This window comes from Candidatus Eremiobacterota bacterium (assembly GCA_031082125.1).
Taxonomy (GTDB): Bacteria; Vulcanimicrobiota; CADAWZ01; order CADAWZ01; family Ess09-12; genus Ess09-12.
Window position 1 is genome coordinate 81,562 of sequence record JAVHLM010000026.1, and the last position, 13,279, is coordinate 94,840.

A 13,279-nucleotide genomic window follows, 5' to 3' on the forward strand; every position below is an offset into this window, starting at 1 on the left:
AGTATGAGCAATGACTGAAAAAAAAAGATCAAACCGAGAAAATACCACCCGATTAAACAAAAAATCCGAGTTACAATGTTTCTATAGCTTCGCCAGGTTTTTGTGCGACTTATTATATTATAATAAATATTAGAGCTTTATTCAATACGTAGCGAGAACTAGTTTTATTAATAAATAGAGGAGAATTTGCTCAATTTTTCTCTGGTTATAGAATCTTTTCCCGGTACCGGGGACCCATGGGGATTATTTCACGTGGAAGCGGAAAGAGCACTGGGCGTAGAACATGGGGCTCCTGTTCACATTGTTCCTCACGGGGTTGAGGGGAACGCCCCAGTCGAGGTTTACCCAGCTCATCTCGCCGAAGTTGTAGCGGAGCCCCGCGCCTGCTCCCGTGAGGCTTCTCGTGCCGGCCTCTCCCGGCACGGGGTTCTTGAGGGACACCATGCCCTGATCGCAGAAAAAGGCGACCTGGAGGTTGTTGTTTTTCCTTGAAAGGGGAACGCGAAACTCGGCGCTCACCGAGTAGCCGCTGTCGCCAAGGTACTCGGTCTGCTGGTAGCCTCTCACGGAGTCGGGGCCTCCCAGGGGATACTGCTCCGCCACCACGAGGGGCTCGAAGGCATACTGCCCTGACCCGCGGAAGAGGAAGAAGCACGACCCCGCCTTCTGAACCCTCAGGAAGTCCAGGTTGAGCCTCGTGTAATTGTCGTCGGCGCCTGATCCGGCACGACTTGAAAGGGCATAATCGTTCTTCATACCCCCGAAAGCTTCGCCGAGCCCCTGGGTGCCCGACAGGAAGAGGTAGTTCTTTCCCTGGCCCGACATCCAGCTCGTGTCATAGAGGAGGGAGAGTGCCCGTATCTCGTCATGGCTCGTGGGATAGCTCTGGAAATAGAAATTCCGCATGCTCTTGCTGGTATAGCCGTAGGTAATATTGGAGCTGCGGGCAGGAGAGCGCAGAATGGGCTGGCGCACCATGGCCCCATAGATCCTTGCGCTTCCAAGGATATTGTACACCGAGAGGTCCTGGCCCATGCGCACGTCAGAGTTGGCGTAATATACCGTGCCCTTGAGGCCCCTGTTGTTAAGGGGCAGGTTATACATGGCCTGTGCGAGGGGCGTCGTCTGGTTGGAGGGGAAGAGCTCGAGAAAGCGCGCCGAGAACTGGTTTCCCCACCCCAGGAGGTCCCCTGCGGTGAGATTGAAGCCGGCCCTGTTCTCGCCTGAGTAAATGTTGCCGAAGTTGTTGTACTCAAGGCCCATGTAAAGGGGTTTCTCATCCTCTACCTTGATGATGACGTCGGCAAGGTCCTCGCGCTCGCCGGGCTGGAGGAATGCCTTCGCCTTGAGGCCGTCAAACTCATTGAGAAGCATCACGGCGCGCTGGAGCGTGTTCCCCTTGAGAAGCTTGTCTTTCCTGATTGGCTCCATGAACCATTTTACAAAACGCTCGCTGTAGTGCTTGTTCCCCTCGACACGGATGTTCCCGACCTTTCCTTCAATGACTGATATCTTTACATTGCCTTCATTGATGTCCTGGATAGGCACGTAGGCTCTCACCGCTATATAGCCTTTGTCGTTGTAGTACTTCTGGATCTTGAGGGCCGCCCGCTTGAGCTCCTCGAGGGAGACCTCTTTCCCTTCCAGGGGGGCCACGAAGGGCGAGAGGACACTGCTTCCGTAGACGGTGTTTCCCTCGAGGCTCACTTTCCTCACGGGGAATTTTTTTTCAGGAATGGCTGCCGGAGCAGGTTTTTCGGCACCGGCCCCGCAGACTTCAAAAAAATGCTGTTTTACGGCATTTTCATCGAGAGGGGCGAGATCCATTGAAGGCGCGGCCCATGCGATCCCTTCAAGCATAAAGAGCAGGAGCACAATGGCAAGGAGCGCCCCGCATCTTCGTGCACCAACGAATTCTCTGCCGTTTTTCATCAAAAGTCCATTCTTCCAAAATTAAGGAATTATTATTATCGATTGCCAGAAAGATTCCTGCCGGCATGAGAGGAAATAATCCTCTTCAGATAGGAAATCAAGAGAAGCCGGGGATTTCTGCTTCGCCAGTCCCATGAAAAAGGAGAACCTCCCTTTGTCAAGAAATGCTTATGATCATAAAACACAAAGGAGATCCATTATGAAAAACTCATGTATTCTTGTCATTTTCCTCATTGCCGCCTTCCTTCTCTGCAATGCCGGCAGTGCATTTTCCCAGGCAAAAAAGCCTTCACCTGCGCCGACGGAAACAATGGCCCCCGTCGTAAAGCTCACCCCGCCCGCTGCTGCTACGCCTGCCGCCCAGGCAAGGATGAAGACCATTTTTGACTTTGAAAAGGAACTGGGCCTTTCGGCTGACCAGACAAAGAAGCTCAAGGACCAGGTGAACTCCTTCAACAAGGAGATTGCTTCCAACAATGACAAGCTCAAGGCCGCCAACAAGGAGCTCGGCGACCTCATCAACGCCAACGCGGCACTTGACAAGATCAAGGAGAAGCTCCAGCAGATAGGCGCCATAGAGCTCGATATCCGTCTTGCCAACGTGAAGACCTCCAAGGTGGTCAACGAGACCCTCACGAAGGATCAGCTCGCCAAGTGGCGGGAGATACAGAAGAGGGAGCGCCAGGTGAAATAGGTCCCGCGAATCTCTCCGCTGCAGCGCGTGTTCAAGGGATTTTCCAGGGGCCGGTGAGTGTTTTTTCTCCACCGGAAGGATCGGTTTTCCCTTTATATCTTCCGATGCAGGGGAAGAAGAATCTTGACGCCACTCCCCGGGAGGCTGTTCCTGAAAAGCGCAGCCTCGTGGTGGCCAGGGAAAAGTGAAGGAGGACCTGCCGATGCCTGCCCAGAGAAAAAGCATACCCATAGCCCCGGTGCTTCTTGTCCTGATGACAGCCTTGGTTTTTGCCCGGTGGGGAGAAGCAAGGGAGCGCACTGAACCCCTTCCCTCATGGAACGGCGGCGCTGCAAAGGCGGCGGTAATCTCATTCGTGGATTCCGTCACCTCGGGGCCGGGAGCCCTTCCCCCGGAGGAGAGAATTGTCGTCACCGACAACGACGGAACCCTCATCGTGGAGAAGCCCCGCTATGTCCAGTATTCCTTCGTGCTGGACAGGGTGAGGGAGCTTTCCTGGAACAGCCCTCCCTGGAGAAACAGCGAGCCGTACCGGGCCATAATCGACGGGAACAGGGAGATTATCGACTCCCTTTCGGGGAAAGATGCCGTTGCCATTGATGACACAATCCATGAGGGGATTACCGGTGAAGCTTACAGGGCCGCCGCGGCGAGGTGGCTGGGCACCGCCCGGCACCCCCGCTTCAGCAGGCCTTACCCGGCCCTTGTCTATCAGCCCATGAGAGAGCTTCTGCAGTACCTTGTATCGCGGGGGTTCAAGGTCTATATCTGCTCGGCGGGGAGCACAGAGTTCATAAGAGCCCTTGCGCCGTCAGCCTATGGTATTCCCTTTGAGCGGATTATCGGCTCCGAGGTCGTCACCAGGTTCACCATGGATGATGGCCGGCCTCTCATCACCAGGACTTCACAGCACATGCCCTTTGTGGAAAGGGAGTACAAGCCCCTGTATATTCAGCAGCGCATTGGAAGGGTTCCTGTCATGGCCATCGGGAACTCAAACGGCGATGTGGAGATGTTCCAGTATGTCAAGGGAAGGAAAGGCCCTTCAATGGCATTACTGCTCCATCATGATGACGGGGATCGCGAATACTGCTATGACGGCGGAGCCGAAAAAGCCCTTGAGCTCGCCGGGAAAAGCGGCTGGACCACCGTGTCGATGAAGAAGGACTTCAGAAAGATATTCCCCTTCGAGAAGCCGTCAGAGAGAAAGTAAGGCTCTTACTTCTCCTGCTCGGTCCCCTCCCCCGTCTTCTCCACGGGCTTCTCTTTCCCGCCCTCTTTCAGCTCCCGGCGCTCCTTCATCTTCTCCTTGAATTTTTCGCCTTGCTCCTTGAACTTTTCGGCCTTCTCCTTGAGCTCGGTGAACTTCTCGAACTGCTCGGGCTTCAGTATCTCCTTCAGGCCGCCCATGTAGGCTTCACGGGATGCCTGGAGCTTGGCGCGCTCGTCTTTCAGAACGGTGACAATGGTGGATTTCTGGTTCTCGTCGATATTGAGCTCCTTGAGCAGCCCCTTGAGGGCCCCCTTCTCTGCGCCCCCCTTCGCTGAAGTCTTTTTGTCCCAGATGGCCTGCTGGTCGGGCGTAAGGCAGTTTCTTATCTTGGTGGACATGCCGCTCATTATCTCTTTTGTGTCCTGGAGGTGCTTCTCGCGGAGCTGGATAAGCTGCTCGAGCTGCATATCGTCGAGCTTCAGGGCCTTCATCATGTCGCCCATCCTGCCCTGCTTCATTTTCTCAATCTTGGTCTTCTCAGTGCCTTCTGTTCCCTCTTTCTCCCTGTCCTGGGAATATGCGCAGGGTGCGGCAAGGATCAGGGCACACAGAAGAGCAATAAGAAACGCAGAAATTTTTTTCATATCGGGTTACTCCTCTCGGTTTTATCTTATAAAAGAGAAATACCGCGGCGCCTGGCCGTGTTCCTTCCCGAATGCGCCTATTTCGCGCCAAGGTCGCTGTATTCAAAGCAGTAGTCCTTACGCTGGCATTTTTCGCAGTGGGCGCCCATCCAGACGCTGTCAAACTGCTCCATTATCCGCTTCACCAGGGGGAGATCGGTGGTGACGATCCCCGATTCAAAATTTCTCTTGTTGTCGCCCTTGCTCCCCATCCCCGCGCCGGTGAGGTTGGCGCTTCCCGAGTAGGCAAAGCGCCCGTCAACAACGACGGTCTTGAAGTGGACCCTCGGGCAGATAAGCTGCTCCACCCCTTCAATAAGGGAGGGGTACTTGTCGAAATCATACCGGAATGCGGGGCCAGGCTCCTTGGCATGGATGATTCTTATGGCCACGCCGTCTTTTACAAGGTCTGAAAGGATCTCCAGGAAGGGGACAAATTTTTTTCCTTTCTCCACGTAAAGGTCCTTCATGTCCGACGTGCCAATCCAGAGGAAGCTCCTGGCGGAAGGAACGGCATTCTGGATTACCTTCTCGTAGATCTCCCTGTCGGTGACAAACTCCATCTTCTCCATGGCATGTATAGTTCGAGAGTGGAAAAGCATTCATCCTGCCAGCCGGGAGAATGGCCCCCGGCCCTGCCGTTCCGGTCTGCGGGAGAACCGGGCAATTCTCTGCAAAGCCTTTGATAACAAACTATTATGGCAGTTCAACCTGTCATCTGGCGGCATCGGATCATAGTTTCCCCGGTATTTTTCTTCCCGGTGGTCACCCTGGATGGCCGCCCCGAAAGGTGTTCATGAAGTATTTCTCCGCGAAAAATTCGTTGAAGAATTCTTTCGCCTGGCGGCAGACCATATATGAAACCCATGGAAACCGGCCTGGCACCTCGCTGGTTCGCACGCAATGGCCTTCAGGGTCATTTTTGACCTTTTCGCCCCTTTCAGGTCCTTTGGAGGGCACCTGGTGATGGCATCATATCGTTGTCGTGATGAGGTTTCAGAGGGGTGGCCTGTTTGATATTTTCTCATTGATATGATAAAATTACTCTATGGATACATATGATACCCAAGCCGTTGATACCTTGTTCCTCCCCGATGAAGAAGAGCTTCTTCACCTCGGTGATTCTTTCTCTTCAGAGGACTACGAGGATATGCTCCTCCTCCCCGAGCCCTATGAGCTTCCCGAGGGAACCCTGTATAAACCGGAGCATATCGTGAAGATTACCAGGGAGGGCCTCATCCCCGAAGCGGAAAGGCTTGCGAATGACCTTACCTTTGGCCCCTCTCTCATCGACAGGGATGATAGGGCATCCCGCATAGATTTCACCCTCTGTGAGGCGATCCGCGGCCGCCTCGCCCTTGACCTCCACCTGGGCGGCCTTCTCGTGAATCTCAAGACGAAAGGAGTTGATCATCTCGGTTATCGCTCCATGGCCACCTTCGCCGTGGAGCATCTCTCGATGTCGGGACGCACCGCTTCGGAGCTGATGCGCAACTTCGAGTTTCTCAGGCATCTGCCGCTCACCCGGGAGGCATATCTCCAGGGGAGGATCGCCAGGAGCGCCCTCAGGCATCTTTTGAGAGTGATAACGCCTGAGAACGAGGCAGAGTGGCTTGGCATAGCGCAGAAGCTCTCGATAAGCGCCCTGGAGCGCGAAGTAAAAAAGGCGCTTGCCGGGGGGAAGGAGCCTGTCGCTCCGGAGTCGCACGAGTGCGGCGGGAAGATTTCCTGGAGCGGGGAAGAGCCCGAAGAGAGTCATCAGCCCGATGCGGAAGGGATGATGATGCGCTTCAAAGTTACGCCCACGCTTGCCCTCACCTGGGACTTCGCCCTTTCCTTCTTCCGCGACAAGGAGCACTATGGCGGGCCTCTCGCGGGCTTCGTCGAGGAGCTCCTCGCGAACTTCCTGGCATCACGGAAGCCGGCTCCGGCGCCTCTCGATGACAGGGGAAGCCTTCCCATCTTTTACCGGGCGCCTTTCATGACCCGAGAGCAGAGAGCCCGTCTCATCAGCGATGAAGAGGAAGTAACGGAGAATGGCAGCGCTGGAAAGGGGGGTGCTGATGATCCCTGGGAATCGCCGTGGGATATCTTTTTCCCTTCCTGGCTCGATGGGGAGGCAGACGGGGAGCCGGTGAGAGCCCTTGCCGGGAGGCTCATCAGAGCCGCGGCGATCCGCCAGAGGCTTGACATGGCCGCAGGGATGCTTCTCAGGGCGATGCAGGTGAGATCGCTCTTCACCGGCTTCGGCTATGAATCAGTCGAGGAGTACGCCCAGGAGCGGTGCGGCTTCTCAAAGGCACAGGCCCGCCAGTTCATCACGCTTGCCAATGGATTCCGCCGCCACTCCCTCACCGAGAAGGCTTTCAGGAGCGGCACCATCACCAGGGAACAGGCCCGCCTCATTCTTCCCCTGGTGAATTCCAAAAACGAGGAAGCCTGGATAGCCTATGCCGCAGGCGTGCCCACCATAGATCTCAGGGAAGAGGCAGAGCGTATCGCCCGTATCATCGAATACGACAGCTTCGTGCCGATAAATTATACGCTCCTTCCCGGCTTCCGCTATATCAGCGATGAGCGGTATCATGAGCTTTCCTTTGAGGTAAGGGATATCATCAGGACCGGGTCCTGGTATGGCGGCCCGTCGCCTGTGTCAGCGTGGCCTCTCCCAGAGGATGACGAAGCCTCCCTGGAAAGTCGGGACAGGCGCTTTGATGCGCCCTGGAAATATTTCAGCGATGTCGATGAACTGCTCGCCTGCGAGGCCCAGATTAAAATTGAAAAAAATTCCGTGCTGTGTGCGGGGCATCTCGAAAAGGCACGGGAGATCTGTACCATCCCCCATGGCGCCAACCCCGAGGAAACCTTCCTCGTGGATATCCTCTCATCCAAAGCCTCCTCACAGGAAACGGGAGGCTCCTCACCGCTCGCAGGCAGGGGCTCCATGACGATCAGGTTCTTCCTCCCCCGGGAGCTTTACGAGGTCTGGAACATGGCGGCCCTGGTCTTTCTCCATTCCGCCTCTCAGCAAGACCCCACCCGGCCGGACGATGCGTTAATCCCTCCTGAAGAAAAATTCCTTGCTGCCCTCCTCGCTGACTACCTTGACACCGAGGGAACCTTGAAAAAAGCGGCACATCACCACAGGATCCTGAAGCGCGACCGGTTCCGCTGCCAGGCCCCCGGCTGCCGCTGCCGCAGGAACTTGCAGGTTCACCACATCATCAGGCGCTCCCAGGGCGGCAGCGATGACGAATGGAACCTCATCACCCTCTGCGAGGCCTGCCACCTCCACCTCCTCCACGGCCTCAGGACCCTCACCATAAAAGGCAGGGCACCCCATGATCTTACCTTCACCTTCGGCTCCCCCTCGGAGGGGACGCCTTTCCTGGTCTATGAAAACGGGTGCCGCAGGACGATCTTTTCAAAAAGTTAACAAGAAAGATCTTCCATGGGGGAGCCCTCATCGGGTATAATAAAAATCGGGTCACCTTACTCAAAATGCATGCACACAAACTATGCAAGGAGCACTGAAATGGACGCAGCAAAAATTTCACCGCTGAATCAGCACACCGCCCATGTGAAAGGCGTCAAGGCCCCGCCGCCGGAGGCCGCAGGCCCCGCGGAGGCCCGCGACGAGGTGGCACTCACGGGGAAGGCCGGCGCGAAAGAGGAAATCCGCGTGAAGGAGTACGGCGAGCATGTGCCGGGCGAGCTTCTCGTCAGGTTCAAGGGGGCCGTGCCGTCATCGCTTGAATTCAGGGGGATCCGCCTCGAGGTGATAAAGAAGTATGATCTCCCCGAGACCATGAAGAGCCAGGGAAACGGCGATATCTGCCATGTGAAAATCCTCTCCGACGTGCCCGTGAAGGATGCCGTCAAGAGCCTTGAGAAGGACAGGAGAATCGCTTACGCGGAGCCGAATTTCGTGATAAGGCTCCCGAAGAATGAAGATGACGCCGGCCCTGCCGCAAAGGCAGAAGGCAACGGTGATACTCCTCCCGCCACTCCCGGCGAGGGGCCCCAGGTGAAGCCCGATGATCTTGACAGGAAGCTCTGGGGCCTCGACAACACGGGGCAGACCGGCGGGAAGGCCGATGCCGACATCGATGCTCCCGAGGCATGGAACATCGCCACCGGTGCCGGCGGTCCTCTCATTGCCGTCATTGACACCGGCGTTGACTACACTCATCCCGATCTGAAGAACAACATATGGACCAATCCCGGCGAAATAGCGGGTGACGGGATAGATAATGACGGAAACGGCTACGTGGATGATGTGCATGGCTACGACTTCGCCAACAAGGATGGCGATCCCATGGATGACCACAGCCACGGCACCCACTGCGCCGGCACCATTGCCGCCGAGGGCGACAACAAGACAGGTGTCGTGGGGGTAAACTGGCAGGCCAGCATCATGCCCCTCAAGTTCATCAAGGGGAGCGGCGGAGGCACGACGGCCGACGCCATCGAGGCCGTGATATACGCGACCAGGATGGGCGCCCGCATCACCTCAAATTCGTGGGGCGGGGGAGAATTCTCCCAGGCTCTCAAGGATGCCATTGACGGGTTTCCGGGGCTCTTTGTGGCCGCCGCGGGCAACTCGTCAGCCGATAACGACAAGGAGGCCCATTATCCCTCGAGCTACGAATCGCCCAACATCCTGGCCGTCGCCTCGTCAGATCACAGAGACAGGCTCTCCAGCTTCAGCAATTACGGGAAGACCACGGTGGATCTGGCAGCCCCGGGCTCCAGCATATATTCCACGGTACCTGGCGGCGGTTACGGCTCAAAGAGCGGCACCTCGATGGCGACGCCCCACGTTGCCGGCGCCGCGGGGCTTGTTGCCTCCCATGAGCCCGACATCAGCGCGTCTCAGTTAAAAGAGCGCCTCATGCAGACAACCGATGCAGTGCCGGAGTTCAATGAGAAAATGGTGACGGGCGGCAGGCTCAATGTGCACAAAGCGCTCCTCGCAGGCGGAGAAGCGCCGAAGGAGGAGTGAAAGCCTTTCATGGCCGTTTGAAGAGAATATGCGGGATCGCCGGAAGGTGGTCCCGCAAGTTTTTCGGCCTCTTTACGCCGTGACGCAAAGGATATCCCGCGGTTTTGAAGAATTGTGACTCCATCAGGGAGGAGCCATGAAAGAGAGAAAGGCAGGTCCCCTCAAGGACCCGAAGATAATAGACGGCATAGGGAAAAGAAAAGAAGGCGGCATCGATCTCTTTATCCTGGCGGCAGGGAAACTTGAGGCGGAGCACCAGTCCCTTCTGCTGGAGAAAGTGGAATGCTATCTCAAAGCCATCAACTCTGAAAAATTCAGGAACGACTTCAAGAACCCCTCGCCGGCAAGAACCCATATCGTGATAAAGTGCGCCATGGCTCCCGACGAGGTGATGACAAGGTTCGTGAGGGCCATGAAAAAATACGTCCGTGATAACAATGCGCGCCTCAGACTGGAAGTCGTGGAAGTGCAATGAGCGGCCCCCTCCTTGATAACAGGTACCAGGTGCTCTCAACGGTGAAAAAGGGAGGAATGGGCTGCATTTACAGAGCCTGCGATCAGCGTCTCGGCACTGTCGTTGCCCTCAAGAAGATGCTCGCTCCCCTTACGGATGATGCCGAGCTTGCCTACGCGGAATCGCGGTTCAAGGAGGAAGCCCTTATTCTCTCCCGCCTTCACCATGGAGGGATCCCCAAGGTTTCGGACTTTTTCACCGCCCATGACGAAGACTCGGGAAAGCCCGCTCACTTTCTCGTAATGACTTTCGTCGAGGGGATGGATCTTGAATCGGTGATGAAGGAACGGTCATGGCGGGCCCTCCCGCCCGCTGACGGCCTGGATATCATGCGGCAGATGCTCCTGATACTTGAGTACCTTCACATGCAGACGCCCCCTATAATTTACAGGGATCTCAATGCACGGAACACCATGCTCTCGGCCGGCAAGGTCTTCATAGTGGATTTTGGCATTGCCCGCCTTTTTTCCCCCCAGGAGAAGGCTACCGTCATCGGCACGCCGGGATACGCGGCACCCGAGCAATACAGGGGTATGGCGGAGCCAAGAAGCGATATCTACTCTCTCGGCGTGCTCATGCACTTCCTGCTCACCGGGAAAAACCCTGAGGAGAGCGAATTACCCCTCTTCACCTTTGAAATCCCTCACTCCCTTAATTCCGGAGTCCCCCCGGAGCTTTCGGACCTTATCATGGCGATGCTGGACCTGATCCCCGCGAAACGGCCCTCCTCTGCAAAGGAGATACTTCTTATGCTTGACGGGAAAGCCTCAGTCACCCCCGCGGCAGTCACCAATTCACTCAATGAAGGGAGTGGCGGCCTTTCTCCCTCACCCCATGGCTTTGCCAGGTCTGCGAAGCAGTATGGATCGATCTTCGAAGCCATAGAAAAGAATGATTTTGACGCGGTGAAATCCTTTGTTGACGGGGGCGCAGAGGTGAACTCCAGGGATGGGAGCGGCTGGCGCCCTCTTCATACGGCGGCGTTTCACGGCCACAGGGATATTGCCGGATATCTCACAGCCCATGGAGCCGACCTTGAGGCGCGCAGGGGAGATGGTTGGACAGCCCTCCACCTTGCGGCGCTCCATGGACATCTTGACCTCGTAGAGCTGCTGCTCAACAAGGAAGCAAAGCTGAATGCAGAGAAGGATGACGGGGGGACAGCCCTTCACATGGCTTCCCAGGGAGGGCACAGGGATGTGGCAGCCCTCCTGGTCAAACGGGGGGCCCAGGTGAACGCTAAAAATGCCGACGGCTCCACGCCTCTTCACCTTGCGGCCTATTATGACCACGCCGATGCGGCGGCTCTGCTCCTGGAAAAGGGCGCCGATGCCTCCATGAGGGACAGGTCAGGCCAGACTCCCCTGCAGGTTGCAAAGTCCTACGGCCACAAGGCCACGGCTGATGCGATAAAACGCCTCTCGGGCGGCGGATGGTGGAAACCTAAAAAGCAGGGTAACGGCGGGGACTGAAGAATCAGTGAAGAAGAGATATATCGAGGAGGGACACTATGGCAATTGTGACGGGGTTATCGGGAAACGAGATGTACTGTCTCGCAAGCAAGGGGCTCACGGTGGGGGATCTGGTCATCGGGAACAGCGTGTTCTCACTGGGCTTCATCGGTGGAATCGCATCAGGCTTCAAAACCCTCTTGGGGGGAGAGGTGACGCAGGTCACCAGTATAGTCCGTGAAGGCCGGCAGAAGGCACTTGAGCGCATGGTGGCCGAGGCCGAGAGGCATGGGGGAACGGGGATATCGGGCGTCACCAACGAGCTGATTCAGCATATCGGCAACGTGGAGTTTCTCTCCGTGGGCTCCTGCCTTCACCGCGAGGGCCAGCGCGATGAGAAGCTCAGCTTCTCATCGTCAGCCGACGGGCAGGAGCTTTACTGCCAGATGGACGCAGGATTCCGGCCCATAAAGTTTGTCTTCGGCAACGTTGCCTACTCCATAGGCATCGGAGGCGGCATTCTCGGATCGCTCCGGAGCCTCGCCCGCGGAGAGATCATAGAGTTCTCAGAGATATTCAACAAGACCCGCCACCTTGCCCTCCAGCGCATTGCCGGCGAGGCCCGTGAAGCAGGCGCCAATACCGTCGTGGGTATCAAGACATCAATCATTCCCTTCCAGGGCATGCAGGAGATGGTGATGATCGGCACGGCGTCGATGCATGAAGGCCTTCCGCCCCAGTATGCCAAGAGCCCCATCACGAGCGACCTCACCAACGAGGAAATGTGGAACATCATCCGCATAGGCTACATGCCTATCCAGCTCGTGCTGGGAGTATCAGTGTACTCGCTGGGATTCGTGGGGAGCATCACCTCGGCCTTCAAAGCCCTGATGCGCGGTGAGATCAACGAGCTCACGACGCTCGTATACGACGCCCGCGAGAATGCCATCAGCAAGATCAAGAAGGACGCCGAGGCCTGCGGAGCCGATGACGTGCTGGGTGTCAAGGTCTACGTGTATGAGTTCGGGAACGGGATCATAGAGTTCATGGCAATAGGCACGGCCGTGAAAAGGATGGAGGGCCTCAAGACCCAGTCTGATCAGCTCCCGCCCCAGGCCGTGATGAAGGATAAGGACACCTTCATCAACGTGGCGGAGTTCACCCTGGGCACAAACCTTAACAGGCTCTGACCGGGGATTGCCTCTTTCAGTGAGGAGGGAATTGTACCCGATTTACTTGAAGAGGATCCTCTCTTTCGTATATAATTAAGAGTGCTACACCGCTTGAGAAAGGAGGAGCACTATGAGAAAAGGGGCTGCACTTATTCTTATCATCGCCTGTCTTCTGGGTCTGCCTTTCATGATCGCGTCGTGCGGCGGTTCGCGGGGGCCCATGTATGCCACGAGCCTCCCTGACCCTCCCACAAAGGACAGCACCCATGCCGTCAATGTTTATAACGATGCCTATACGCACAGGCAGCCGATCATGATGGTTTTCAGCCCGAGGAAATCGGGCTGAGGAGCACCGGCGCGGTTGGGGGCAATCGTGAAGGAGCTCGAGAAGGAATACGAGAAAAAGGTTGTCATCGTGACCCTGTACGGAGACAATCCGAGCCATGCCAAGGCAATGAGATACCTCAAGATCAACGAGGTTCCCTCTTTCCGCTTCATCAACAAGCAGACAGAGATTGTATGCCAGATGGCGTCGCTCGACAAGAGCCGTATAAAGCAGGAGCTGGACAAGATAGCGAAATAGCGGGAATTTTATCATGGGCCCCGGGAACCCGG

The 13,279-nt window shown here is 56.3% G+C and carries 12 protein-coding genes; 9 read left to right on the forward strand and 3 right to left on the reverse strand.

Translation table 11 applies throughout. The features are described from left to right. Positions 1 to 243: 243 nt before the first annotated feature. The gene (locus RDV48_23700) at positions 244 to 1,932 is read right to left on the reverse strand and encodes a ShlB/FhaC/HecB family hemolysin secretion/activation protein (protein MDQ7825827.1); all 1,689 of its coding nucleotides are present in this window, start codon (positions 1,930 to 1,932) and stop codon (positions 244 to 246) included. A gap of 199 nt (positions 1,933 to 2,131) precedes the next feature. Here RDV48_23700 and RDV48_23705 point away from each other — a divergent pair, with 199 nt between their 5' ends. Next, positions 2,132 to 2,626: a hypothetical protein gene (locus tag RDV48_23705; GenBank protein MDQ7825828.1), complete on the forward strand. Its 495-nt coding sequence runs from the start codon at positions 2,132 to 2,134 to the stop codon at positions 2,624 to 2,626. A gap of 202 nt (positions 2,627 to 2,828) precedes the next feature. After that, positions 2,829 to 3,839 (forward strand): HAD family hydrolase, encoded by a 1,011-nt coding sequence (locus tag RDV48_23710; protein MDQ7825829.1) that lies wholly within the window; start codon positions 2,829 to 2,831, stop codon positions 3,837 to 3,839. A 5-nt stretch (positions 3,840 to 3,844) separates the two neighbouring features. On the opposite strand, the gene RDV48_23715 is transcribed toward RDV48_23710, so the two are convergent. Both RDV48_23715 and RDV48_23720 read right to left on the reverse strand, forming a co-directional pair. Continuing rightward, positions 3,845 to 4,483 (reverse strand): hypothetical protein, encoded by a 639-nt coding sequence (locus tag RDV48_23715; GenBank protein MDQ7825830.1) that lies wholly within the window; start codon positions 4,481 to 4,483, stop codon positions 3,845 to 3,847. A gap of 77 nt (positions 4,484 to 4,560) precedes the next feature. Next, on the reverse strand, positions 4,561 to 5,085 hold the full coding sequence (locus RDV48_23720; GenBank protein ID MDQ7825831.1) for a phospholipase D-like domain-containing protein: 525 nt from the start codon (positions 5,083 to 5,085) through the stop codon (positions 4,561 to 4,563). A 485-nt stretch (positions 5,086 to 5,570) separates the two neighbouring features. Here RDV48_23720 and RDV48_23725 point away from each other — a divergent pair, with 485 nt between their 5' ends. The 7 genes from RDV48_23725 (at position 5,571) to RDV48_23755 (ending at position 13,247) form a co-directional block, all read left to right on the forward strand. Next, positions 5,571 to 7,958, forward strand: a complete 2,388-nt coding sequence (locus tag RDV48_23725) for an HNH endonuclease (protein MDQ7825832.1) — start codon at positions 5,571 to 5,573, stop codon at positions 7,956 to 7,958. A gap of 99 nt (positions 7,959 to 8,057) precedes the next feature. Then, positions 8,058 to 9,527 carry a S8 family peptidase gene (locus tag RDV48_23730; protein ID MDQ7825833.1) on the forward strand — a complete coding sequence of 490 codons (1,470 nt, stop codon included), beginning with the start codon at positions 8,058 to 8,060 and terminating at the stop codon, positions 9,525 to 9,527. 136 nt (positions 9,528 to 9,663) lie between these two features. Next, complete coding sequence (locus RDV48_23735) at positions 9,664 to 10,002, forward strand: hypothetical protein (protein ID MDQ7825834.1); 339 nt, start codon at positions 9,664 to 9,666, stop codon at positions 10,000 to 10,002. Continuing rightward, positions 9,999 to 11,513 carry an ankyrin repeat domain-containing protein gene (locus RDV48_23740; GenBank protein ID MDQ7825835.1) on the forward strand — a complete coding sequence of 505 codons (1,515 nt, stop codon included), beginning with the start codon at positions 9,999 to 10,001 and terminating at the stop codon, positions 11,511 to 11,513. Before RDV48_23735 ends, RDV48_23740 begins: the two co-directional genes overlap by 4 nt. Positions 11,514 to 11,551: 38 nt before the next feature. Next, a complete protein-coding gene (locus tag RDV48_23745) occupies positions 11,552 to 12,682 on the forward strand; it encodes a heavy metal-binding domain-containing protein (GenBank protein MDQ7825836.1) in 1,131 nt (376 codons plus the stop codon). Positions 12,683 to 12,794: 112 nt separating this feature from the next. Further along, the gene (locus RDV48_23750; protein MDQ7825837.1) at positions 12,795 to 13,010 is read left to right on the forward strand and encodes a hypothetical protein; all 216 of its coding nucleotides are present in this window, start codon (positions 12,795 to 12,797) and stop codon (positions 13,008 to 13,010) included. 15 nt (positions 13,011 to 13,025) lie between these two features. Continuing rightward, the gene (locus RDV48_23755; protein ID MDQ7825838.1) at positions 13,026 to 13,247 is read left to right on the forward strand and encodes a hypothetical protein; all 222 of its coding nucleotides are present in this window, start codon (positions 13,026 to 13,028) and stop codon (positions 13,245 to 13,247) included. Positions 13,248 to 13,279 lie beyond the last annotated feature (32 nt).

Bases quoted from the DNA above. Each gene is read 5' to 3' on its own strand.
- RDV48_23750 (MDQ7825837.1), top strand. From the start codon at position 12,795: ATGAGAAAAGGGGCTGCACTTATTCTTATCATCGCCTGTCTTCTGGGT.
- RDV48_23745 (MDQ7825836.1), top strand. From the start codon at position 11,552: ATGGCAATTGTGACGGGGTTATCGGGAAACGAGATGTACTGTCTCGCA.
- RDV48_23720 (MDQ7825831.1), bottom strand. From the start codon at position 5,085: ATGGAGTTTGTCACCGACAGGGAGATCTACGAGAAGGTAATCCAGAAT.
- RDV48_23740 (MDQ7825835.1), top strand. From the start codon at position 9,999: ATGAGCGGCCCCCTCCTTGATAACAGGTACCAGGTGCTCTCAACGGTG.
- RDV48_23700 (MDQ7825827.1), bottom strand. From the start codon at position 1,932: ATGAAAAACGGCAGAGAATTCGTTGGTGCACGAAGATGCGGGGCGCTC.
- RDV48_23725 (MDQ7825832.1), top strand. From the start codon at position 5,571: ATGGATACATATGATACCCAAGCCGTTGATACCTTGTTCCTCCCCGAT.
- RDV48_23735 (MDQ7825834.1), top strand. From the start codon at position 9,664: ATGAAAGAGAGAAAGGCAGGTCCCCTCAAGGACCCGAAGATAATAGAC.
- RDV48_23710 (MDQ7825829.1), top strand. From the start codon at position 2,829: ATGCCTGCCCAGAGAAAAAGCATACCCATAGCCCCGGTGCTTCTTGTC.
- RDV48_23715 (MDQ7825830.1), bottom strand. From the start codon at position 4,483: ATGAAAAAAATTTCTGCGTTTCTTATTGCTCTTCTGTGTGCCCTGATC.
- RDV48_23730 (MDQ7825833.1), top strand. From the start codon at position 8,058: ATGGACGCAGCAAAAATTTCACCGCTGAATCAGCACACCGCCCATGTG.
- RDV48_23705 (MDQ7825828.1), top strand. From the start codon at position 2,132: ATGAAAAACTCATGTATTCTTGTCATTTTCCTCATTGCCGCCTTCCTT.